Here is a 22,546-nt window from a genome sequence, read left to right as displayed (position 1 = left end):
AATTTTAAAATTCCCGCCCTAAAATTTCTTGTAAATAAAATTTATCAAAATCATCGACGCGAGCGCCTCTATGAGCGAGGCGATGATCATCGCGAAGTATATCTCTTGCGATATCGCGGCGGTGGAGTAAAAAAGCGTCGCCGTGGCGATGACGAGGGTTAACGGCATAGATAACGATAGCGCGAAAAGCACCGCACCTTTGCGCCCCAGAGTGCTTAAAAACGTAGCGCTCGCAAGCAGTCTGATACCAAACATCAGCGCCGCTAGGCTTACGGCAAAGCTCATCACTCCGGGCATAAGAAGCGCCTCCAGCTTGATCACGGCTCCGGTGTGTATGAAAAATATCGGCACCAAAAAGCCAAAGCCGAACGACGATAGTTTCTCGATGAGGTCGTCCTTGTGAGAGAAAAAGGTCGGCAGAAATGTGCCTGCGATGAAGGCGCCGATGACGACCTCAAGCCCCAAAAGCATCACTCCGGCGCAGATGAGGCAAAACAGCGCCATCGCAAATCGCACGTCCTTTTCGTTTTTGTCGTATTTGGGCATGATGACCGTTTTTAGCGCGGGGAACCACCAAAATAAAATTTCAAGCCCTTTAAAAACCGCCAAGGCTGCCACGGAAAAGCCCAAAAGCGCGCCGATATGAAGCGCCATCTCCACGCCGAAGCCGTTTTTAAGGTAGATGCCGCCCACTGTGAGGGCGGCGATGCTGATGAGCTCGCCGATCACGCCCGCGGGCATCGCGAGATTGAGCCACGCTTGATCCTTGCCGTATTCCTTATACAGCGCCGAAAGCAGCCCGACGCTCATCAGAGGTGCGGCGATGATAAGCATCTGCGGCAGTTCAAACACCCAAACCGCAAGCGCGCTTAGGATATAAAGTAGCGCCAAAAAGATTAGGATTAGCCGCAAAATTTTGCGCGGCATCGCAAGCAGCGCGCGGAAATCCACCTCGCAGCCCGCCAAAAACATAAGGTAGCAAAAGCCGATCTGAGCGGCTAGATCGAAGGTCGCACTTGGCGGCAAAAGCCCTAAATTTGCGGCTATGATGCCAAGCATTATCTCCATGGGCGAGAGCGGAATTCTAGCTAAGCTAGCCAAAAAGGGCGAAGCAAAAATCAAAAACGATAGCGCGATTAGGACGTAAATTTCATTCATAAGCTTTGGCCTCGCATCCTTTTAGATTTTCTCCGCACTGTTTTAGAATTTTTTCGCATCTTTCTAGCATTTTCTCTGGCTGCCCAGGGGCTTTTCGTATCATTTTAAGACTTCCTTTCGGGCGCTTTATAGTTCTTTGCGTTGCGAACGGAGACGAAATATGCGCAATTTCCGCTCTTGCACCACAACACAGGCAAATCGAAAAGCCGCTTTTTGCGCCCGCAAATCTCGCCCGGATTTAGCACGAGCACGCCGTTTTTATCCACCGCCGCGGCGAAAAAGTGAGTGTGGCCGTAAATTTTGATGGTTGAAATTTTATCCGCGCCGCGCTCGCACGGACCCCGATTTTTACCTTCGCCGCTTGCGTTAGGGCCAGAATTTGCGGTCAAATTTGAGTTCAAGTTTGGTGTGGCTAAATTTGCGCTCAAGTTCGGCGTGGATAAATTTACATTTAAACTCGGCGCCGTTAAATTTGCTGCGCGATCCGCACCGGAGCTTGCTTTTGAGTTCATATCCGAGCCCATATTGGCGGCCAAATTCGCGCTTGCATTTGAGTTTAAATTTGCGTTCGAGCACGAAGCGGGACCCGTGCCTAAATCTAAGTCTAAATTTGCATTTGAGTTCACATCTGCGCCCGCATTCAAGCCCAAGCTCGCATTTAGACTTGCGGACTGCCTACTTTTTAAATTTGCGCTCGCGCTACCTATGTTTTTAAAATTCGCATCTGTACGGTGCGTGCCATTTAAAATTTTATCATCGTCCGCAGCATTAAAATTTGAGTTTAAATTTGCCGAGCAACCCGCTGCTTTAGAATTTGTGATTAAAATTTCCTCGCGATCCGCTCCGCGGGTTGAGCCTAAATTTACGCCGCAGCTTACTTCGTCGTTAAAGCTAAAATTTTTGGCTAAGCCTGTGCCAAAATCCCTGCGAAAATTTACAGAGCGATCCGCACCCGCGTTTAAATTTAACTCGCTTGTTTCGTTTGGCGCCGCGGGCTCCTCGTCAAAGAGATAAAACGGATGGTACATTATTTTTAGTCGCAGCCCGGCAAACTCCGTGCAAAATGGCTCATCGTGCAGGTTAAACTCATTTTTTAGCTTCGCAAGCGCCTCGTCGTTGTTGCCAAGAACTGCGAAGTAGGGCTTGCCGCTTTGCTGCAAAAGCCTCAGCGTCTCGCTCTCGACGATGCCCTCTGCGTGCACGAGCAGATCCGCTCCGCGCGCGAGCAGCCACGCTATGGCGCTCGCAGCGACCTTTGTTTCGCGATGAGAGTCCGAGATGACGCCTATTATCAATCGATCTCTTCTTTAAGCTTGCACTGCGGGCACTCGGCAAAATTGCCTTTTTTCAGCTCTTTGCGGAGCATGTATGAGTTGCCGCACTGCGGGCATGCGCGCGCGATCGGCGCGTAGTTGCTCACAAAGCCGCATTTAGGGTAGTTCGTGCAGCCGTAGAATTTGCCGCGTCTGGAGAAGCGCTCGACGATCTCGCCAGTGCCGCAGCTCGGGCATTTAACGCCCGTGGAGACGAGCGGCTTTTTCTCCTTCGCCGCGCCCTCGATTTTGCGCGAGTATTTGCACTTCGGATAGCCCTCGCAAGCGATAAACTCGCCGTATCTGCCCTTGCGTTTGATCAAATTTTTACCGCATTGCGGGCATTTTTCATCCAGTACTTCGGGCGCCGCCTTCTCCTCGCTCGCCCCCTCGGCGCTAGCGTCCGCGTTTCGCGAGTATTTGCATTTCGGATAGTTCGAGCAAGCGATGAACTCGCCGAATCTACCCTGGCGCTTAAGTAGCTCGCCGCCGCAGTTCGGGCATGCTTCGCCGATCTTTTCGGCTAGCTTTTGGCTTGCGATCGAGGTTTTTCCTTTGGCGATCTCGTCCATAAAAGGGTAGTAAAAATCCGCTAAAATTTGCTGCCAGTCCGCTTTGTTTTCGGCGATGTCGTCGAGTTTTTCCTCCATTTTGGAGGTAAACTCGCTATCGACGATATTTTTAAAATTTTGCTCCAGCATCTCGGTGATCTTAAAGGCGATCTCGCTCGGCACCAGGTGCTTTTGCTCGATATTTACGTAGTTGCGCGCAGTAAGCAGCGAGATGGTAGGCGCATAGGTCGAGGGCCTGCCGATGCCGAGGCTTTCGAGCTTTTTGATGAGGCTCGCTTCCGAATAGCGCGCCGGCGGCTCAGTAAAGTGCTGCTGCGAGCTTAGGCTTTGTAGGCTCATCGCGTCGCCCGCGCTAAGGCTTGGTAAAATTTTATCTTTATCCAGATCGCCGTAAGCCTTGTAAAATCCGTCAAATTCTACCTTGCGTCCGCTGATCTTAAATGCGCCCGCTTCGCCGCGTACGATGATCGTTTGGATCTGCGAGACGCTAGGGCTCATCTGCGAGGCTACGAAGCGGTTATAGATGAGCGCGTAAAGGCGGTATTCGTCGCGAGGCAGGATTTTTTGCGCGAGCTCGGGGGTAAGCTTCAGATCAGTAGGCCTTATCGCTTCGTGCGCCTCCTGCGCGCCTTTACTTTTGGTGGCGTATGAGTTCGCGCTTTTCGGCAGATATTTTTCGCCGAAGCGCTCGCCGATTAGCTCGCGAGCCGCCGCGATCGCTTCTTTGGCGATATTTAGCGAGTCGGTTCGCATATAGGTGATCGCGCCGCCGTTTTTGGTATTGACGCCTTCGTAAAGGCTCTGCGCGAGGCTCATCGTTTTGCGCGGATTAAAGCCCAGAGCCGTGCTCGCCGCCTGCTGTAGCGTCGAGGTCATAAACGGCGGGTAGGGGTTTGTTTTGCGCGACTTGCTTTCAATACTCTCTACGCTAAATTTGTCTTTTTGCAGCGTCAGGACGATCTCGCTAGCTTGCGCCGCGTTTTTAACCGAGAGCTTTTCCATCTTTTTGCCGCGAAATTCCACGAGCTCGGCTTCCAAGTCCTTCTTAAAAACCGCGTCGATGCTGTGAAATTCTACCGGTTTAAAATTTAAAATTTCACGCTCGCGATCGACGACGATCTTGAGCGCGGCGCTTTGGACGCGACCCGCGCTTAAGCCGCGCTGGATCTTTAAATTTAAAAGCGGACTTAGTTTATAGCCCACGATGCGATCGAGCAGGCGACGCGCTTGTTGGGCGTTTACGCTTGCGATATTAAGCTTGCGCGGCGAGCTTAGCGCGTTTGAGATCGCGCTTTTGGTGATCTCGTGAAATACGATGCGCGGCAGATCCTCCGCCTGCTTGCCGATCGAAGCTGCGATATGATAGGCGATCGCCTCGCCCTCGCGGTCCTCGTCCGTCGCGAGGTAAATTTGATCCGCCTTTTTGGCGAGCGTCTTTATCTGCTTTACGATCTGATCGTGATCGGCGCTGATTTCGTATTCGGGCTCGAAGCTTTTATCTTTGATTTTGATGCCGAAGCGTTTTTTAGGAAGGTCGCGGATATGACCTTTAGACGCGATTACGTCGTAATCGGCGCCTAAGAAATTTTTGATAGTTTTGGCTTTCGCGGGGGATTCTACGATGATTAAATTTTTCATTGCTTAATCCTTTAGAATTCTAGGCAGCGTAATGCCCTTTTGGCTTTGGTATTTGCCCTTTTTGTCGCAGTAGCTCACCTCGCACGGCTCATCTCCTTGCAAAAACAAAACCTGCGCGATGCCTTCATTCGCGTAAATTTTTGCAGGCAGCGGCGTGGTGTTGGAGATTTCAATCGTGATATGTCCTTCAAAGCCCGGCTCAAAGGGCGTTACGTTTACGATGATGCCGCAGCGCGCGTAGGTGCTTTTGCCCAGGCAGATCGCAAGCACGTCGCGCGGCATTTTGAAGTATTCGATGGTGCGCGCTAACGCGAAGGAATTCGGCGGCACGATGCAGACATCGCCCTCAAAATCCACGACGTTTTTTGCGTCGAAATTTTTAGGATCGACGACCGTTCCGCCGACGTTTGTAAAAATTTTAAATTCGCGCGCTACGCGTATGTCGTATCCATAGCTCGAAAGCCCATAGCTAACGACGCCGCGGCCGATATTTTCCTCGCAAAAGGGCGCTATCATATCGTACTGCTGCGACATCTGTCTGATCCATTTATCGCTTTTTAGTCCCATAAAATTTCCTTAAAATAATCAAAATTTTTCGCGCATTATAGCAGCAAAATAAAATATAATAAAAATTTTATGCTAGAATTTTGCTTAAATTATAAAAATTTTATCACTTTTTAAGGAGCAACTATGGGACTACTCAAGAAATTTGCGTTTATTACGTTTTTTATCGCGTCATCTTTGGCTGCTGCGAAGCCAAATATTTATATTTTAGCTACCGGCGGTACGATCGCGGGAAGCAGCGCAAGTGCCACGGAGGGCAACTATACCGCAGGCTCTAAGGGTGTAGAAGATATCTTATCGGCAGTGCCGCAACTGGGGGATTTAGCTACGATTAAAAGCGAGCAAATTTCAAATATCGGCTCGCAGGAGATGAACGATGAAATTTGGCTCAAGCTTGCAAACCGCGTAAGCGAGCTGCTTACTAAAAACGACGTCGATGGAGTCGTCATCGTGCACGGAACCGATACGATGGAGGAGACGGCGTATTTTTTAAGCCTGGTAGTAAAATCTAAAAAACCGATCGTTTTGGTGGGCGCGATGCGAAACGCCGATTCGATGAGCGCGGACGGCCCTTTGAATATCTATAACGCCGTAAGCGTCGCGGCAGATAAAAACGCTCGCGAAAAGGGCGCTCTTGTAGTAATGAACGACGAAATCCACGCCGCGCGCGAGGTTACGAAAACAAATACTACTAACGTTGCGGCTTTTGCCTCGCCGAATTCCGGCAAGATCGGCACCGTAAATTATGGCGTCATAAATTTCTATATGGCGCCGCTTCGCAAACACACCGTCGCAAGCGAGTTTAATATCAAGGACCTCAAAGCCTTGCCGCGCGTCGATATCATCTATGGACACGCGCAAGATAGCGGCGATTTGGTCGATGCAGCGGTGCAAAAGGGCGCTAAGGGTATCGTAGTCGCCGGCATGGGAAACGGAAATTTATACCCCGATACGGAGGCTGCGCTTGCAAAAGCTAGCGAAGCGGGCGTGATAGTCGTGCGCTCAAGCCGCACCGGTAGCGGCTCAACTAGCGTAGGCTCAGAGGTGGACGACGCTAAGCTCGGCTTTTTAACCGCCGATAATCTAAATCCGCAAAAGGCGCGCGTGCTGCTGATGCTGGCTCTTAGCAAAACGAGCGATAAAGCGAAAATTCAGAGCTTTTTTGCGACACATTAACACATAGGGCTTCGCGTGGATAGAATTTCGGCGTGAGGCTTTAAAATAATATTTCGGTATAAAATTTTAAAGAAAAGCAAGGCACGGAATTTTCGCGCTCGGGACTTGGGCGTAGAATTTCGGTCGTAAAATTAAGTGCTAAATTTAAAGGATTTAAAATCATCCTGCGCTCTTACGGCAAAATTTCGTGTTTCGCTTGCGAAGTTCGAGCTTAAAATGGACGAGGCAAATCTCGCTCCGTAAATCCTTAAAATCAGCCCGCAAATTCTGTCGTAAATTTCGCTTTGCACTTCTTAAAAGTCCCGCAAAAATCCATTTAAAGAAACAATTATAAAAATTTAGCTAAAATTTCGCAAATTTTTTCAGGAGAAATTTATGACAAAAGCAGAAATCAAAGAGTTAATGGACTTTTTCGGCGAAAAGCAAGGCATTAACGAGCTAAAAATTAAAGATAAAGATTTTGAGATCGAGATAAAAAAATATGGCCCATGCGGTGGGAGCACGCCTCAGCTCGCCGCACCGGCACCTGCCCCGCAACTTGCTGCGCCTTCGGTAAACGTGCTCGTGGGCGATAAGCCCGCCTCAAAAGGCGCGATGGATACGATCGACAGCCCGATGGTAGGTACTTTTTATAAAGCGCCAAGTCCCGGTGCGGCAGAGTTCGTAAGCGTGGGCCAGGTCGTGCATAAGGGTGATACAATCGGCATAATAGAAGCGATGAAGATTATGAACGAGATCGAGGCGGAATTCGACTGCCGCATCAAAAAAGCTCTCGTCGAGGACGGACAGCCCGTCGAGTACGCTATGGCGCTGTTTGAGGTCGAGAAGCTATGAGGGAGCTTAAAAAAATTCTAATCGCAAATCGTGGCGAGATCGCTCTGCGCGCGCTTCGCACGATCCAAGAGATGGGCAAGCAAGCCATCGTCGTGCACTCTACCGCCGATCAGGACGCGCTTTACGTCAAATACGCCGACGCGTCGGTCTGTATAGGCGGACCACGCAGTAGCGATAGTTACCTAAATATCCCCGCGATCATCACGGCGTGTGAGCTAACGGAAGCCGACGCGATATTTCCGGGATACGGCTTTTTGAGCGAAAGTCAAAATTTCGTCGAAATTTGCGCCAAGCATGGCATTAAATTTATCGGCCCGAGCGTCGAGGCGATGACCTTGATGAGCGATAAGAGCAAGGCTAAGCAAGTGATGATGCGCGCGGGCATTCCTGTAGTGCCTGGCAGCGACGGCGCGATCGCAAGCGTCGAAGAGGCACGCAAGCTAGCCGCCGAAATCGGCTATCCGGTCATCATTAAAGCCGCAGCCGGTGGCGGTGGGCGCGGAATGCGCGTGGTCGAGCGCGAAGAGGATATCGAAAAGCTCTTTTGGTCGGCAGAGAGCGAAGCGATGAGCGCGTTCGGCGACGGCACGATGTATATGGAAAAATATATCACAAACCCCCGCCACATCGAGGTTCAAGTCTTAGGCGACGAGCATGGACACGTCGTGCATATCGGCGAGCGCGACTGCTCGATGCAGCGCCGCCATCAAAAGCTAATCGAAGAGAGCCCAGCCGTAATCTTGGATGAGCCGACGCGAAAAAGCCTGCACGAAACGGCGGTTCGAGCAGCTAAGGCGATCGGATACGCAAGCGCGGGAACGTTTGAGTTTTTATACGATAGCAAGGATAAGAAATTCTATTTCATCGAGATGAATACCCGTCTGCAGGTAGAACACACCGTAAGCGAGATGCGAAGCGGGCTCGATCTGATCGAGTGGATGATCCGCATCGCGCAGGGCGAGAAGCTACTGCCTCAAAGCGAGATAAAATTTAGCGGGCATGCGCTTGAGTGCCGCATCACCGCCGAGGACTCCAAAAGCTTTATGCCAAACCCCGGCAAAATCACAAAATACGTCGCTCCGGGCGGCAGAAACGTGCGCATGGATAGCCACGTCTATGAGGGCTACTCGGTGCCGCCTTACTACGACAGCATGATCGGCAAGCTCATCGTCCACGACAGGGACCGCGAGCGCGCGATTGCGAAGATGAAGGTCGCGCTAGACGAGCTCATCATCGGCGGCATAAAATCGACGCGCGATTTTCACCTGATGATGATGAACAACCCCGATTTCTTGAGCAACAACTACGATACGAACTACCTAGCCAGGCATTAAATTTAAAATTCCGAGGGATGAAATTCTCTTGGAATTTTAAAGTTTTATTTGAAATTCTACATTTAAAATTCCGCTTTAAATTTTACATTTAAAAATCTACTTGCAATTTTGTTTTAAAATTCTATCGCGATATGCTTTAAATTTTGCTATTAAATTTGCCGCTAAATCTAGGTGAAGATGCGCGAGATACATCGTCGCACGTGTTTTACGGCTATATAAATGCTGGACTCGGTTTAAATTTTACATTCCGCGGCGGTTGAAATTTAGACGTATGTTTCGCTGCCGCAAACGCTCGTTTTCGTCTGCGCAATTTAGCGTTGATTGCGCCGCTATAGTATTTTGCTTTCATCCACACTGACCGAGTTAAAATTTAATGCCATGCACGCGCTCTATTATCTATTTCGGTGATCGGCTATCGCTGCGTGCGAGAGCGGTATAAAATTTACCGCACGAGCCATCAATGCACGTTCTGCATAAATTTTATCGCGCTCGCCGTTGAGAGTATGAAAAAAGTAGTATCGAGCCATAGAGTTTCGATCATCGCGCCGCATGCGCTTGAGAAATAGCGCCCTGCTTTACGAGCGTAGCGCGCTAGGCCTTTAAACCGTCAAATTTCAACTCCCGAATTCCTCGTAAAATTTATTTAGATAATCAGCGTAATAGAAGTTTTGATTTCTAGCATCAAATTTGCCCGCCAGCTCCAAAGCCGTCTTGTAGTCGTTCTCATCGCCAAATGCGCTAACGGCGATGAAAAATCGTAGGTCGTTTAGATCGTCGTTGCTATCGAGTATGGCGTGCGAGTGTTTACGAGCTAAGCTTAGAGCCATCTCGCGCTCATCCAGCCTAACGGCGATCTCGATTAGCGGTGCGATCTGATTTATAACGCGAGGATTTGATTCGATTGTCGCCGCGGCTTTTGGCAGCAGGATTTTTGCCTCCTCTATCTTGCCCGTCTTTATCATGCTAAAAAGTATCGGCGCGTAGGTTATGTGCGGCACCTCGGAGCAGGTTAGCTCGCCCGAGAGTATCGGCGCGGCAAGCTCAAGCGCCGCTTCGTGCTCGCCTGCAAAATTTAAATACGCGATCTCATCGCTGGCCTCGCACGCCTCGCAATCACCCATGTCGTCTTTGGCGAGCTTTTTCCACAGCTCATAGTTTGCCTTCGCCTCCCTGGCATCGCCCATATCGATGCTTTGGTTCATCAAAGCCTTGTAGTATGAGGCCGGCGAGAGCTCCAAGCGCTCGTAGTAAAACAGCATCGCCTCGTTCACCTCGTCTATGAGCTCTTTTTCGATCATGGAGCTTTTGGCGACGCCCGAGACGATCCATTTAAATTTCCACAGGCAGTCCGTAAAGTCGTTAAAATTCGGGTATTCGCTTTCTTTTAAATTTTGCGCGATGTAGCCCGTGAGCCACATTAGCGCCCTCGTTCTTAAAACCGCGCCGAATTTTTCAAATTCATCGTTTAGCACAAAGTCGCAAATTTGCGCGGCAAAGTCAAAATTTTCCGCCTCGATGGCGCCCTTTATCGCATCAAACAGATACTCCTCTTTATCCGCCAGCCTATCAAATTGCCTTAGCTTTTCATAAAGCCCCTCTAGCGAGCCCTGTTCCATCCTTGCTCCTCATTAAATTTTGCGATAATTATATCCGTTTAGTCTGAAGTTAAGCAGGCGCGTCGCGATTTTAAAGCCTAAAAGGCAAAATGAAATTTAAACGCTATTTTAAAACAGCTCTGCTCGCGCCGTTTTAGCGCCCTATTTGCCGCCGCGATAGATAAATTTCAGCTTTGTTATATAAATTTAATATTAAAATGCCGTATTCATAAATTTTTTAAAGAAGGGGATTTATGGACATAAACATGCAGCGCCTTAAAAGCGAGTTCGAGCAGATAAGCCGCTTTGGGGCTTTGGCGGGCGGCGGGCTTACGCGGCTTGCATTTTCGCGCGAGGATAAAGAGGTGCGCGACTTCCTCATATCGCTACTTCAAAAAGAAAATTTCAAGATCAAAATCGACGATGCGGGCAATATTTTCGCTAAATTTAGCGGCGTTAAAAATCCCGATCTGCCGCCCGTAAGTGCTGGCTCGCATATCGATAGCGTGCCGCAGGGCGGCTTTTACGACGGCACGCTAGGCGTCATGGCCGCTTTGGAGGCGATCCGCACGGTGCGAGATAGCGGAGAGAGGCTTGCGCGACCGCTGGAGCTCATCGTCTTTGTTTGCGAGGAATCAAGCCGCTTTAAAATGGCGACCGTAGGCAGCAAGATAATTAGCGGCAAGCTCTCGCAAGAGCGGCTAGGCGAGCTGAAGGATGGGGACGGAATTTCGCTGTTTGACGCCATGGAGGCTTTCGGGTTAAATCCCGCAAATTTAAAAAGCTGCGTCCTGCCCAAATCCAGCTTTCATAGCTATATCGAGCTTCATATCGAGCAGGGGCCGGTATTGCAGCGACGCGGCATCCCAGTAGGCATCGTCACGGGTATCGCCGCGCCCGTGCGATACGAGCTGCGGATCGAGGGCAGAGCCGATCATAGCGGCGCTACGCCGATGGATATGCGCTGCGACGCCCTAGTTTGCGCTAGCGAGATCATTTTAAGCGCGGAGAGGATCGCAAAGGAGGGCAAAACCACGGTCGCGACGACGGGCTATGCAAACGCGCTTCCCGGCGTGCTAAACGTGATCCCGGGCTCCTGCACGCTAGGTCTTGACATACGCGATATAGATGGGGATGCGCTCAGGGCAGCGGACGATCGAATTTGCGCCGCGATAGATGAAATTTGCGCTCGCAGAGGGTGCAGATTTGAACTAAAAAATCTCATCAAAGATCGCCCCGTAAAGCTAAGCGAGGAGATGATAGATCTGCTTGAGAGCTGCGCCGGCGAGCTTAAAATTCCAAGCCTAAGGCTTCCTAGCGGCGCGGGACACGACGCGATGAATATGACGGAGCTTGCAGATCGCGTGGGGATGCTTTTCGTGCCGTGCAAGGACGGCATCAGCCACAACGTAAACGAAAGCATAAACTGGAACGACGCCTTCGCCGCTACGAAGGTTTTAGCCGCGGCGATGTTAAACTTAGCCAAAAAATAAAGGAGAGAAGATGGATGCTATCGCACAAAAAGTAGAGGCGCTCAAAGGCGAGATGATCGGGGATCGCAGGTTTTTTCACTCGCATCCCGAGACGGGCTGGTTTACCTTTTTTACGACCGCGGTTATCGCAGATCGAATGCAGCGCTTGGGCTATGAGATAAAGCTCGGTCGTGAAGTGGTAAATGCTGAAGCCAGGCAGGGCGTAGGTAGCAAGGACGCCTGCGAGAAGGCGAAGCAGCGCGCCAAAGAGTTGCTAAACGCAGATCAGATGAAATTTCTTGATGCGATGGAAGATGGGCTAACGGGCCTAGTGGCACAGATCGACACGGGGTGCGCGGGCAAGACGGTCGCTTTTAGATTTGATATCGACGGCGTGGACGTGACCGAGAGCACGGACGCGGATCACCGCCCTTTTAAGGAGGGCTTTCGCTCTGATATTAGCGGCATCACGCACGCGTGCGGGCACGACGGGCATATCACGATGGGGCTTGCTTTAGCAAAGCTGATCGCGCAGAATTTGAATGATTTTAGCGGTAAATTTAGATTTATCTTTCAAACCGCCGAGGAGGGTACCAGGGGCGCCGTAGGTATGGAAGCTGCGGGCGTCACCAAGGGCGTGGATTATCTGCTGGGCGGTCATATCGGCTTTCAGGCGACCACTATGAGAGGCATCATCTGCGGTACCAAAAAGCTGCTTGCGACCACTAAATTTGACGTAAATTTAAAGGGTAAGTCCGCTCACGCCGCGGGCGCGCCGCAAAACGGAGCCAATGCTCTGCTTGCCGCAGCCGAGATGGCGCTTGATATGCACGGCATCACGAGGCACGCAGACGGCGTCACGCGTATCAACGTCGGCGTACTGCGCGCGGGCGAAGGACGCAACGTCATCGCGCCCAACGGCTATCTTGCGTGCGAGACGCGCGGCGAGAGCACGGAGCTGAATGAGTTTATGAAGGCTAAGTGCATGGACATAGTGGAGGGCGTTTCTAAAATTTACGGCGTCAGCTACGACGTGCAGGTCACGGGCGGTACCGCAGGCGGCGATAGCGACGAGACCACCACGCAGCTTTACGAGGATGCGGCGAAGGCATCGCCGTTTATCGACGATGATAAAATCGTAAGGGAGCTAAATTTCGGTGCGTGCGAGGACTTCGCGCACTTTATGCGCTCGGTGCAGGATGCGGGCGGCAAGAGCGGATATCTGATGATCGGCACTACGCTTGCGGCGGGACATCACAACGGTAAATTCGACTTCGACGAGGATTCGCTACTTGCGGGAGTGGACGTTTATCTGCGCTGCGCGTATAAGCTAAACGGCAAAGTTTAAGGAAGGCGGTATGAAAAGAGCACTACTTCTAAGCGCTTCTAGTTACAAAGACAGCGGCTATCTGAACCACTGCAAGGGGTGGATCAAGGAATTTTTAGGAAGTCTTTGGGAGGATGAAATTTTATTCATTCCGTTTGCTGGCGTTAGGCGCACAAGCGAGCAATACGAGCAGAAGGTCGCAGACTGCTTGGAGAGTAACAATATCAGATCGATCCACCGATTCGCCGATATGAAAGCCGCCGTCAAAAATGCCAAATCGATCTGCATCGGCGGCGGCAATACCTTCGTGCTGCTAAATGAGCTTTACAAATTTGATCTTTTAGGCGCGATCAAAGATGCCGTGGACGGCGGTACGCCGTATTTTGGCTGGTCTGCTGGCGCAAACGTCGCGGGCAAGACGATGATGACTACCAACGACATGCCGATCGTCTTCCCGCCCTCGCCGGTAGCTCTGGGGATCTTTCCGTATCAGATCAATCCGCATTTCATAAGCGGTAAAATTTCAAACCACAACGGCGAGAGCAGGGAGGAGCGGCTGGAGGAGTTTTTGATCGTCAATCAAAACGACAGCGTCTATGCTATGCCCGAGGGTAGCGCGTTTTTGATAAACGGAAACGAGTGCGAGGTGATGGGATATGCGGACGTGCTGAAATTCGAGTATAAAAAAGAGATCTCGCGCATCGCCGTGGGAAGTAAATTTAAAATTTAAAAGGAGTTATCGTGGAGACACTTAGGTTACTTTTGGCGCTTGCGGGCATCGTCGCAGTCGTCGCTTTGCTAATCATGAAAAAGGAGACCAAAACCGTGCTTATCGGCGTGGGTTTGGTGCTGTGCGTGCTTTGTCTAAAGCCGCTGGACGGGCTGGGCGCCTTTACCTCGTATATGACTAAAGCAGGTCTTATTAAGGCGATCTGCGCCAGCATGGGTTTTGCCTTCGTGATGAAATTTACCGGCTGCGACCGCGCGCTCGTAAATTTACTAACCAGACCTCTTGGAAATATCGGATTTTTATTGATCCCTATCGTCGTGGCGCTTACGTATTTCATTAATATTGCGATCCCCTCCGCTGCGGGCTGCTCGGCTGCGGTTGGCGCTACGCTGATCCCCGTGATGATGGCTGCAGGCGTTAAGCCTGAGATGGCGGGCGCGGCGGTGTTTGCGGGAACTTTCGGTAGCGTTTTAAGCCCGGGCTCGGCGCACAACGTATTTGTCGCCGATATGGTAAAGGCGCACAACCCATCCTATACGGTTCAAGACGTCATCGGGGTGCAGTTTTCTAGCGCGATTACCGCTTTGATCGTGGTTTTGATCGTAATGAGTATAACGGCGATAGTTTGCAAAGACTACACTAAGGGGGTGAATTATCTCGCACAAAAGGAGGGCGACGCAAATTCCGCCGCGTCAAATTCCGCCGACGGTTCAAATTTAGACTCGCAGCCTCAGAAGCTAAACGTCTTGCACGCGCTTATGCCGCTAGTGCCTTTGGTGATCTTAATCATCGGCGGTACGTCCAAGCTCAACACGATCTCCTTTCTTAAATGGACCAAGATGGGCGTCGCCGAGGCGATGCTACTGGGCGCTATCCTCACCATCGCCGTTACTCTAACCGATCCTCAAAAAATTACGAAAGAATTTTTCAAAGGTATGGGTAGCGCGTATGCCGATATCATGGGTATCATCATCGCAGCGGGCGTCTTCGTCGCGGGTCTTAGCGCGTGCGGGGCGATCGATTTCGTAATCGAGTGGCTGAAGGGCGAGCAGGGCTACGTAAAATTCGGCGGCACCTTCGTGCCGTTTTTTATGGGTGTCGTGACAGGCTCGGGAGATGCGGCGTCGATGGCGTTTAACACCGCCGTGACAGTGCACGCCGACGCGTTAGGTTTTGAGCAAGATAAGCTCGGTATGGCGGTTGCGATAAGCGGCGCGCTAGGCAGGAGCGCATCGCCGATCGCGGGCGCTTGCATCGTTTGCGCGGGACTTGCGATGGTAAGCCCTATTCAGATCGCTAAAAGAACGGCTCTAGGGATGTTTCTATCCGTCTGCGTCATCGCATTTGTCATTTTATAAAAGGCTCATTTGTGGATATTGTGCAGAGGTTTTTAAACTACACCAAAATTAACACCACCACGAATAGGGTCGCGGGTGCGGCGGGCATAATGCCCTCAAACCCCAAGGAGCTTGAGCTTGCAGAGCTCATAAAAAGCGAGCTCGAAGCTCTGGGCATAAAAAATATAAGCCTTAGCGAGAGGTCGATTTTGATCGCTAAAATTCCCTCAAATTTAGACACGCCCGCTGCGAGCATAGCGTTTTTCGCCCATCTTGATACCAGCGCCGAGCAGAGCGGCGACACCAAAGCGCAGATCGTAAGATACGAAGGCGGCGATATCTGCCTGAATAAAGAGCTTGGGATCTATCTTAAAGAGAGCGAAAATGAGGAGCTGCAAGATTATAAAGGAGATGAGATCATCGTAACGGACGGCACCAGCTTGCTAGGTGCCGACGACAAGGCGGCGATCGCAGCGATCGTGGATGCGCTGGAATTTTTCGTCCAAAATCCGCAGATCAAGCACGGCGAGATAATCGCTTGCTTCGTGCCGGACGAGGAGCAGGGCTTGCTAGGCGCAAAGGCGCTGGATATAAGCAAGATAGGTGCAGACTTCGGGTATTGCCTTGATTGCTGCGGCATCGGCGAGTTTATCTACGAGAACTGGAACGCGGGCGATTGCGTCGTTATCTTCAAAGGCCAGTCCGCTCATCCGATGAACGCCAAGGGTAAGCTCGTAAATTCCTTGCTTTTGGCGCATAAGTTTATCTCGCTGCTGCCCGCGGGCGAGGCGCCCGAATACACCGATGGCAAGGAGGGCTATTTTTGGGTCAAGGAGCTTAGCGGCAACAGCGCAAAGACAGTCCTAAAGATCGATGTGAGGGAATTTGACGAGAAAAGATACGAGCAGCGTATGGAATTTTTACAAAAGACGGCGGACGGGCTTCGCGCGATCTGGGGCGATCGGATCGAAATTTCGCTAAACGATCGCTATAAAAACGTCTATAACTTTTTGAAAAACGACGATGCGCCGGCGATACGTTTTGCGAGGCAGGCTTTTAAAAGCCTAAACATCGAGCCCAAGATCAAGCCTATGCGAGGCGGCTACGACGGCGCCGTCATCTCCGCAAAGGGGCTGCCGTGCCCGAACCTCTTTACCGGCGGGCATAATTTCCACTCGATCTACGAATACCTGCCCGTAGGCTCTTTAAAAGCGGCGAGCGAGGTGGTTAAGCGGATTATAACGTTAGCGGCAAAAGAGGCGCGAGCTTAGCTAGGGCGCTTTCTACTCCGCGCGCAGATTTGATTTTAATTTAGCTCGTTCATTCCGCCGCGAAATTTTACTCTGCTCGGCGGAATTTTATCTAGCGGACGGGATTTTGCTAAGCAAGGCGGAATTTCGCTTTACTAAGCGGAATTCTGCGCGGCTATGAAATTTTGATTTGCTCTGCTGAGCGCGCGGTTTGGCTAGACAAAAGGCGCGTTGTAAAATTTTGCCGCGCCCCGTGCTTTACAGCCCGCTTATTGTCGCGTCTTTATGCTATTCGCAGACGGTGCGACTGCGCATTTTTGCAGCCTGCACGACAAGCTGCGGCAAATTTTATATTTCGACGATTTAGATGGCTAGCAGACACGCCGTATCGACCGGTAGAATTTTATTCTCGCGGCAGGCAGAGCGGACGTTTTTAGCGCAAGTGAGATCTATTTTTCGGGGCGACACAGCGTCGTAAACGGGTCTTAAAAATGGCGCGGAATTTCTTTAAATTAAAATTTTGCTGTAATGCTGGGCTCGCGCTGAATTATCTATAAACCGCACGGGCTAAATTTAAGCACTCCGTTTAAAATTTCATCGCAGCCTTCTTTATTCTAAAGGCGCAATGTGTACCCCAAAAAAGCCTAAATTTAAAATTTAGCCCCAAAACCCAGCTTGGTTTTAACTTAAAATTTTTTACCCGCGCTCTTTGCGCCTAAATTTCTTAAAAATTCCGCGTACTCCGCCGCGCCTTTTTCTATCTGCGTGACGCTACTTTCGTAATCCACGCCGGGCGTCTCCTCGGCGCCGTAAAACGCGAAAAATCCGCGCCAGTCTGCATGAAAATAGTAGCGGAATGCCGGCTCAAACGGCGCTAAAATCTGCTCCATCGTGAAATGGTACCGCCTGCTAGGCGCGTAGTCGGCGCGCTTGATGCCCGCGCTCACCGCCAGCGCCACGGCGCGCCCGCGCATGCCCTCGCTTGTGCGCCCATAAGCAAATCCATACGTCATCGTCGCATCAATCCAGCTTTTTAAAATCGCGGGCAAGGAGAAATTATGCAGCGGAAATTGCAACACCAAGGCGTCGTGAGCTTTGATTATCGCGCGCTCGCGCTCGCCGTCTATCTCGCCGTTAGGATACTCGCGCGCCAGGTCGCGCACGGTGAAGCTTTGCGCGGCAGCCTCTTTCAAAAACCGCTTGTTTATGATCGAATTTTTAATGTCCGGATGAGCTAGGATGATTAAGTTTTTCATATTTTTCCTTTAAAATTTTGGTTTGGGGCGATAAAATTTGCCGCCAAAATCGCACTTAGAGCTCTGTCTAAAAATTCAATTTTCAAATGAGAAGCAGAATTCTAAGGCAAAATTTCAAAGCCAAATTTTAATGCCGAAGCTTCAACGCTTAAATTTGACGCCGAAATTCCATAACAAATTTCAGCGCATAAATTTCATATATTAAAATTTAGCGCCCAAATGCGCCGGAGTTCTGCTTCAAAATACCACTTGGCGCTTTATTTCCCCGCAGCTAGCAGATCCGCGAGCACCTTTGCGGCGTGATCCTTTGCCTTGACGCTTTTATAGACCTTTAAAATTTTGCCGTCCGCGCCGATCAGAAAGGTCGAGCGCACGATGCCCAGATACTCGCGCCCGTAGTTTTTGCGCACCTGCCACGCGCCGTATAGCTTGGCTACCTCGTGCTGCGGATCGCTCAGCAGGATGTGCTTTAGGCTTTGCTTGGCGATGAAGCCCGCGTGGGATTTGGCGCTGTCGGGGCTGATGCCGATGATCACGCAGTCTGCGGCGATGAAATCATCGTACGCGGCGCTAAATTCGCACGCTTCGGTCGTGCAGCCGGGGGTGTTGTCCTTGGGGTAAAAATACAGCGCGACCTTTTTTCCCGCAAAGTCCTTTAGCGCGACGCTCGCTCCGTCGGCATTTTGCAAGCTAAACTCGGGTGCCGCATCTCCCGCTTGCAGCGTGATTTTGCGCTCGCGATCCTCTGCGCTGAACTCGTCTTCGATCTGTGTTTTTCTCTGCATATCGTTTCCTTTTTTTTGAAATTTTCGGGCTCGTCGCCCAAATCGCGGCTAAATTTTAATCTTTTTTCATAAATTTATCCTTGCTTGGATGAAATTTTGCCCCGCGCGACAGCTGCGCGCGCATTGGACGGATTGTAAGTAAGATCGTTTTAGACGAGGGCGAGCGTGGGAGCTTACTTTGCGGCACGCGTAAAAACATTTTGTTGCACATGCCTTGAGGCAGTATGGTACGAGAGCGCTTAGTTATCTATCGTGCCACGCAAATCCCATTCCTCACAGGCAAAATAACGCCTTGCTTTCCAACTCCTCTTAATCTACTTTTAGCTTTTTAACGATATGATTCTGTAAATTTTAAGAAAGGAAATAAGATGAAAACGCTCGTGATCTTATCACATCCCAATTTCGCCGCATCGCGTGTGAACAAAGCCCTATCGCAGGTCGCAAAGGGCGCTGCCGGCGTAGAGGTGCGTCATTTGGAGGGACTTTACGGCACCGATACTGCGCGTATTGACGCCCGCGCAGAGCAAGACGCGCTATTGGGCGCTGAGCGCATCGTATTTTTGTACCCGATGTACTGGCTAAACGTGCCGCCTATGCTAAAAGCCTATATCGACATCGTCTTTTCGCACGAGCTGGTGGGTTCCGGCGCGCTTAGGGGCAAGGTTCTGCAGCTCGCGCTAAGCGCTAGTACGCCGCTTAGCGAGTACTCCAAACAGGGTGCTATCGGCTTTAGCTTGGATGAAATTTTAACACCGCTTAAGATCGCAGCAAACTACTGCGGGATAGACTTTGCTGTGCCGTTTGTCAGCAGCGGGTTTGAGCCTGGAGAGTTTGGCGACGATGCCGTAGATGCCGCAGCCGCACGCTTTGGTAAGCTCTTGCGAGGCGAGTTGAGCCCCGGCGAGTATCAAATTTAGCAAAGCAAGTGCTCGCTACCCGTGGCTACGAGCTGAAATTTTACAAGAGTGATTTTATTCGCGGAATCTACGCCTTTTAACGAGCCGATCGGTAAAAGCTCAAAAAACGCTCGGATTTAGGGCGAGGCGATCGGTTCGATGATCTGTCCGTGCTGCTATGATCTAGATCGACTCACTCTTGATGTGGATATCTACACGAGGATCGGTCTACCGAGCAAAGTAGCGCCGCAGCAAACGCGTAAAATATGAAAGCGCATTGCTATAAGCGAGCGGGCAGAGTGAAGAGGAGCCCGCGTTTCATAGATATCTCGTGCTAGTGGGGCTTGCGTGCTACATGGATACAAAGCCTGCGCGAAATGCGCACTGCGGTAAAATAGGGTAAGACCGCTCTTGGTGTGATTGGGGTTGGATGTCGCGCGGAGTGTATCTGTGCGCATGGGAGGCAAGAGCACCTATGGCGCGATTTGAGCTGCTACGAAATTTGATTTATCAAAAAAGATTTTTGAAGAAGGAGCAGAATTTATAAAATTTCGCTCCTTGATTTTGTGATGTTTAAAGCGTGCACATCGGTTCGCACAATGCAAGATTATTTCACGCCGACGATGATTTGAGTAGCTTTGATGATTGCGGTTACTTCATCATCTTTTTTAAGCGCTAAATTTTTAACCGATTCGTTTGTGACGGTTGCGCTTAAATTCTCGCCGCCGGCGCTTCTGACGCTGATCTCGGCATTTACCGCGCCCTCTTTAACGGCGGTGATTTTGCCCTTTATCTGGTTGGTCGCGCTTAAGCGTAGATCGTTCTCACCTTTGGAGATGATGACGCTTGGGGCTTTGAATAAAAATACCGCCTCTTTGCCGGCTTTTAGATCTAGACCTTTTTCAGAATCGGTCGTGACGGTCGCTTTTAGCACATCGCCGCCCTTAGTTTTGCCTACGATTAGCGAGTTTACCGCACCTGTTTTTACCTCTGTGATCACAACATTAAGTTGATTTCTTGCACTGATTGCCATTTTTGGCTCCTTCTAAAAAATATGGGCGAATATTAGCGGCAAATTCTTAAATGAAATTTAAAAATGCCGGATGTAAGAAATTAATTTAGTTTGTTGCGAAATTATATTGATTGCGTCTTTAAATTTACAGTCCGCGTAGCAAAAAAATGAATTTAAAAAATTAATCAAGTTTTAAATTTGCATATATAAATTTGAGCGATTTTGTTTGGATTACGACCCCGCTTTTTGTAAAATTTCAAAATTTTCGCGGGATTGCGGCGTAAATTTCGCCGCTCGGTTTGCAAAACAGCGCCTTTAGCGCACCTTGTTTTGCAAGAAATCGCGCAAAATCATCGCGTGGTTGCACTGCTTGTCCTTTGCGGCGTATAGCAGAGTAACTAGCGGCTCATCTTTGACCGCCTTCAAAAACTCCTCCACGGCGGGATTTTGCGAAAGCTCAGCCAGATAAAGTTCCTTAAAATGGGCGAAATTCTCGGGCTTGTGCGCGAAAAGCTTGCGTATCTCGGTGCTCGGCGTTATCTCTTTCGCCCACATATCGATCGGCAGCGCCTCTTTTTTCACGCCGCGCGGCCAAAGCCTGTCGCAAAGCACCAAAAATCCGTCGTTCTCGTTTAATTTCTCATAAACGCGTTTGATTTTAAATTTTGTCAAATTTTACTCCTTTAAATTTTTATCAATCTTTGATGAAATAATCGCCGTCGAAGCTTACGAGCGAGTACTTGCGCTCGCCCCCAAGCGCCTCTACGAGCTCAGGCACGCTAAGGAACGTGAGGCTGTCGGCGCCTATAAATTTGCAAATTTCATCCGTGCTCATATTTGCGGCGATCAGCTCGCGCACGCTCGGCGTGTCGATGCCGTAGCGCTCGGGATACCTCAGCTCCGGGCTTGCGATGCACATATGCACGCGCGCCGCGCCCGCATGGCGCAGAAGCTCGACGATCTTTTTGCTCGTGGTGCCGCGCACGATGCTATCGTCCACGACGACGACGCTCTTGCCGTGCAGTGCCGCCGCGATCGGGTTTAGCTTGAGTTTGACCTTCAAATTTCGCACCTCTTGCGTCGGCTCGATGAAGGTACGGCCGATGTAGTGGTTGCGCACGATCGCCATCTCAAAAGGGATTTTGCTCTCTTGCGCGAAACCCAGCGCCGCCGGCACGCCGCTATCGGGCACGGGCACGACGAAATCAGCTTTTAAACTCCCGCATTTTCGCGCGAGTGCAGCGCCCAGTTTTTTTCTGACCTCATATACGTTTTTGCCCTCTACGACGCTGTCGGGGCGCGCGAAGTAGATGTATTCAAACGCGCAAATTCTAGCCTCCGCAGCTTTTAAAATTTGAACCGAGCTAAACTCATCCTTGCCCTCTTCGAAGATCACCATCTCGCCGGGCTTTACGTCGCGGACGAACTCGGCTCCTACGAGATCAAACGCGCAGGTCTCGCTCGCGACGATGTAGCCGCCGTCTTTGAGCCTGCCGATGCTGAGCGGACGCACGCCGTAGCGATCGCGCACGGCAAACATCTTCGAGCGGCTCAGGATCAGAAGCGAATACGCGCCCACGCACTGATTCAGCGCCTCGATGATACGGTCTTTTAGATGCTCCTGCTTGCTGCGTGCGATGAGGTGCAGGATATTTTCGGTATCCATGTTGGACTGAAAGATCGCCCCTTCGCTTACGAGCTTGCGGCGGATTTCGTCTTTGTTGATCAAATTTCCGTTATGAACGATCGAGATCTCTCCTAGCGCGTAGTTGCCAGCTACCGGCTGCGCGTCCTTTAGGCTATCTGCGCCCGCGGTGCCGTAGCGGTTGTGGCCGATCGCGATGTTGCCCTTTAAAATTTCAAAGCTCGCGGGGCTAAAAACCTCCGTCACGAGCCCCGTGGCTTTGATCGTTTTGATATGATGATTAAAGCTCGAGCTGATACCGCTTGCCTCCTGGCCGCGGTGTTGCATGGCAAAAAGCCCGTAATACGCGGTTTTAGCCGCACCTTCAGAATTTATGACTCCCACGATTGCGCACATTTTCTAACCTCTTAAATTTTATTTTTTAGAAATTTATCTATATTTTGTTTTATCATTGACGGCTTGCCGTCCGGCATGTTGCCGGCTCCTCATCAAATAGATCGGCTGAAATTTTAAACCTCTCGGCGATATTCGCTCTGCCTTTGGCGTAGCTGCTGAATAGACCCTTTGTAAATTCCAAAGCTTTCAAGCTCGGGCTTGGGCTCGCGCAAAAAATTTAAAATTTCATCTTTGATTGGCATTTTTTCCTCTTAAA

At 50.5% G+C, this 22,546-nt stretch carries 20 protein-coding genes; 9 read left to right on the top strand and 11 right to left on the bottom strand.

Translation table 11 applies throughout. The features are described 5' to 3' along the window. Positions 1 to 18: 18 nt before the first annotated feature. From Q0135_RS09655 to dcd, 4 genes are all read right to left on the bottom strand, one after another. Positions 19 to 1,158 carry a cation:proton antiporter gene (locus tag Q0135_RS09655; RefSeq protein ID WP_297943142.1) on the bottom strand — a complete coding sequence of 380 codons (1,140 nt, stop codon included), beginning with the start codon at positions 1,156 to 1,158 and terminating at the stop codon, positions 19 to 21. 104 nt (positions 1,159 to 1,262) lie between these two features. Next, on the bottom strand, positions 1,263 to 2,453 hold the full coding sequence (locus tag Q0135_RS09650) for a metallophosphoesterase family protein (RefSeq protein ID WP_297990116.1): 1,191 nt from the start codon (positions 2,451 to 2,453) through the stop codon (positions 1,263 to 1,265). Further along, positions 2,450 to 4,681, bottom strand: coding sequence for a type I DNA topoisomerase (topA, locus tag Q0135_RS09645; protein ID WP_297990114.1), 2,232 nt, complete (start codon positions 4,679 to 4,681; stop codon positions 2,450 to 2,452). Before topA ends, Q0135_RS09650 begins: the two co-directional genes overlap by 4 nt. A gap of 3 nt (positions 4,682 to 4,684) precedes the next feature. Beyond that, a complete protein-coding gene (dcd, locus tag Q0135_RS09640) occupies positions 4,685 to 5,248 on the bottom strand; it encodes a dCTP deaminase (RefSeq protein ID WP_297990112.1) in 564 nt (187 codons plus the stop codon). A 174-nt stretch (positions 5,249 to 5,422) separates the two neighbouring features. Between dcd and Q0135_RS09635 the strand changes: the two genes are divergently transcribed. The 3 genes from Q0135_RS09635 to Q0135_RS09625 all read left to right on the top strand — a co-directional run bounded on the left by Q0135_RS09635 (position 5,423) and on the right by Q0135_RS09625 (position 8,589). Beyond that, complete coding sequence (locus Q0135_RS09635; protein ID WP_297990138.1) at positions 5,423 to 6,421, top strand: type II asparaginase; 999 nt, start codon at positions 5,423 to 5,425, stop codon at positions 6,419 to 6,421. Between the two features lie 375 nt (positions 6,422 to 6,796). Beyond that, positions 6,797 to 7,255, top strand: a complete 459-nt coding sequence (accB, locus tag Q0135_RS09630; protein WP_297990110.1) for an acetyl-CoA carboxylase biotin carboxyl carrier protein — start codon at positions 6,797 to 6,799, stop codon at positions 7,253 to 7,255. Continuing rightward, positions 7,252 to 8,589 (top strand): acetyl-CoA carboxylase biotin carboxylase subunit, encoded by a 1,338-nt coding sequence (locus tag Q0135_RS09625; RefSeq protein WP_297990109.1) that lies wholly within the window; start codon positions 7,252 to 7,254, stop codon positions 8,587 to 8,589. Before accB ends, Q0135_RS09625 begins: the two co-directional genes overlap by 4 nt. A 614-nt stretch (positions 8,590 to 9,203) precedes the next feature. Here the strand turns inward: Q0135_RS09625 and Q0135_RS09620 are convergent. Beyond that, complete coding sequence (locus Q0135_RS09620; protein WP_297990107.1) at positions 9,204 to 10,205, bottom strand: hypothetical protein; 1,002 nt, start codon at positions 10,203 to 10,205, stop codon at positions 9,204 to 9,206. Positions 10,206 to 10,438: 233 nt separating this feature from the next. Here Q0135_RS09620 and Q0135_RS09615 point away from each other — a divergent pair, with 233 nt between their 5' ends. The 5 genes from Q0135_RS09615 to pepT are packed head-to-tail and all read left to right on the top strand — an operon-like array spanning position 10,439 to position 16,321. Next, entirely contained in the window at positions 10,439 to 11,677 is a 1,239-nt protein-coding gene (locus Q0135_RS09615; protein ID WP_297990105.1) for a M20 family metallo-hydrolase, read from the top strand. Positions 11,678 to 11,687: 10 nt separating this feature from the next. Beyond that, entirely contained in the window at positions 11,688 to 13,004 is a 1,317-nt protein-coding gene (locus tag Q0135_RS09610) for an amidohydrolase (protein ID WP_297990103.1), read from the top strand. A gap of 10 nt (positions 13,005 to 13,014) precedes the next feature. Beyond that, the gene (gene pepE, locus Q0135_RS09605; protein WP_297990101.1) at positions 13,015 to 13,713 is read left to right on the top strand and encodes a dipeptidase PepE; all 699 of its coding nucleotides are present in this window, start codon (positions 13,015 to 13,017) and stop codon (positions 13,711 to 13,713) included. Positions 13,714 to 13,724: 11 nt separating this feature from the next. After that, complete coding sequence (gene dcuC / locus Q0135_RS09600; RefSeq protein WP_297990099.1) at positions 13,725 to 15,071, top strand: C4-dicarboxylate transporter DcuC; 1,347 nt, start codon at positions 13,725 to 13,727, stop codon at positions 15,069 to 15,071. A gap of 11 nt (positions 15,072 to 15,082) precedes the next feature. Next, a complete protein-coding gene (gene pepT / locus Q0135_RS09595; RefSeq protein ID WP_297990097.1) occupies positions 15,083 to 16,321 on the top strand; it encodes a peptidase T in 1,239 nt (412 codons plus the stop codon). A gap of 665 nt (positions 16,322 to 16,986) precedes the next feature. Here the strand turns inward: pepT and Q0135_RS09590 are convergent. Together Q0135_RS09590 and bcp are read right to left on the bottom strand one after the other, a co-directional pair. Beyond that, a complete protein-coding gene (locus tag Q0135_RS09590) occupies positions 16,987 to 17,556 on the bottom strand; it encodes an NAD(P)H-dependent oxidoreductase (protein WP_297990095.1) in 570 nt (189 codons plus the stop codon). A 257-nt stretch (positions 17,557 to 17,813) separates the two neighbouring features. Further along, positions 17,814 to 18,341: a thioredoxin-dependent thiol peroxidase gene (gene bcp / locus Q0135_RS09585; RefSeq protein ID WP_297990092.1), complete on the bottom strand. Its 528-nt coding sequence runs from the start codon at positions 18,339 to 18,341 to the stop codon at positions 17,814 to 17,816. A gap of 368 nt (positions 18,342 to 18,709) precedes the next feature. On the opposite strand from bcp, the gene Q0135_RS09580 reads away from it, so the two are divergent. After that, positions 18,710 to 19,258 (top strand): NAD(P)H-dependent oxidoreductase, encoded by a 549-nt coding sequence (locus Q0135_RS09580; protein ID WP_297990091.1) that lies wholly within the window; start codon positions 18,710 to 18,712, stop codon positions 19,256 to 19,258. Positions 19,259 to 19,844: 586 nt separating this feature from the next. Here the strand turns inward: Q0135_RS09580 and Q0135_RS09575 are convergent. The 4 genes from Q0135_RS09575 to Q0135_RS09560 form a co-directional block, all read right to left on the bottom strand. Continuing rightward, positions 19,845 to 20,270: a molybdopterin-binding protein gene (locus Q0135_RS09575; RefSeq protein ID WP_297915305.1), complete on the bottom strand. Its 426-nt coding sequence runs from the start codon at positions 20,268 to 20,270 to the stop codon at positions 19,845 to 19,847. A gap of 294 nt (positions 20,271 to 20,564) precedes the next feature. Beyond that, on the bottom strand, positions 20,565 to 20,921 hold the full coding sequence (locus Q0135_RS09570; RefSeq protein WP_297990089.1) for a DUF488 domain-containing protein: 357 nt from the start codon (positions 20,919 to 20,921) through the stop codon (positions 20,565 to 20,567). Positions 20,922 to 20,943: 22 nt separating this feature from the next. Continuing rightward, complete coding sequence (gene purF, locus Q0135_RS09565) at positions 20,944 to 22,290, bottom strand: amidophosphoribosyltransferase (protein WP_297990087.1); 1,347 nt, start codon at positions 22,288 to 22,290, stop codon at positions 20,944 to 20,946. A 113-nt stretch (positions 22,291 to 22,403) separates the two neighbouring features. After that, positions 22,404 to 22,532, bottom strand: coding sequence for a hypothetical protein (locus tag Q0135_RS09560; RefSeq protein ID WP_297990085.1), 129 nt, complete (start codon positions 22,530 to 22,532; stop codon positions 22,404 to 22,406). Positions 22,533 to 22,546: the final 14 nt, after the last annotated feature.

Origin of the sequence: uncultured Campylobacter sp., from assembly GCF_937981295.1 — a bacterium.
GTDB lineage: Bacteria > Campylobacterota > Campylobacteria > Campylobacterales > Campylobacteraceae > Campylobacter_B.
This window is presented reverse-complemented; position numbering and strand designations above follow the sequence as displayed.

What these genes read in the sequence shown, in the direction of transcription:
- accB (WP_297990110.1), top strand. Translation starts at nt 6,797, where the DNA reads ATGACAAAAGCAGAAATCAAAGAGTTAATGGACTTTTTCGGCGAAAAG.
- Q0135_RS09560 (WP_297990085.1), bottom strand. Translation starts at nt 22,532, where the DNA reads ATGCCAATCAAAGATGAAATTTTAAATTTTTTGCGCGAGCCCAAGCCC.
- Q0135_RS09620 (WP_297990107.1), bottom strand. Translation starts at nt 10,205, where the DNA reads ATGGAACAGGGCTCGCTAGAGGGGCTTTATGAAAAGCTAAGGCAATTT.
- Q0135_RS09655 (WP_297943142.1), bottom strand. Translation starts at nt 1,158, where the DNA reads ATGAATGAAATTTACGTCCTAATCGCGCTATCGTTTTTGATTTTTGCT.
- Q0135_RS09625 (WP_297990109.1), top strand. Translation starts at nt 7,252, where the DNA reads ATGAGGGAGCTTAAAAAAATTCTAATCGCAAATCGTGGCGAGATCGCT.
- pepE (WP_297990101.1), top strand. Translation starts at nt 13,015, where the DNA reads ATGAAAAGAGCACTACTTCTAAGCGCTTCTAGTTACAAAGACAGCGGC.
- topA (WP_297990114.1), bottom strand. Translation starts at nt 4,681, where the DNA reads ATGAAAAATTTAATCATCGTAGAATCCCCCGCGAAAGCCAAAACTATC.
- Q0135_RS09615 (WP_297990105.1), top strand. Translation starts at nt 10,439, where the DNA reads ATGGACATAAACATGCAGCGCCTTAAAAGCGAGTTCGAGCAGATAAGC.
- Q0135_RS09610 (WP_297990103.1), top strand. Translation starts at nt 11,688, where the DNA reads ATGGATGCTATCGCACAAAAAGTAGAGGCGCTCAAAGGCGAGATGATC.
- Q0135_RS09575 (WP_297915305.1), bottom strand. Translation starts at nt 20,270, where the DNA reads ATGGCAATCAGTGCAAGAAATCAACTTAATGTTGTGATCACAGAGGTA.
- Q0135_RS09580 (WP_297990091.1), top strand. Translation starts at nt 18,710, where the DNA reads ATGAAAACGCTCGTGATCTTATCACATCCCAATTTCGCCGCATCGCGT.
- bcp (WP_297990092.1), bottom strand. Translation starts at nt 18,341, where the DNA reads ATGCAGAGAAAAACACAGATCGAAGACGAGTTCAGCGCAGAGGATCGC.
- Q0135_RS09590 (WP_297990095.1), bottom strand. Translation starts at nt 17,556, where the DNA reads ATGAAAAACTTAATCATCCTAGCTCATCCGGACATTAAAAATTCGATC.
- dcd (WP_297990112.1), bottom strand. Translation starts at nt 5,248, where the DNA reads ATGGGACTAAAAAGCGATAAATGGATCAGACAGATGTCGCAGCAGTAC.
- purF (WP_297990087.1), bottom strand. Translation starts at nt 22,290, where the DNA reads ATGTGCGCAATCGTGGGAGTCATAAATTCTGAAGGTGCGGCTAAAACC.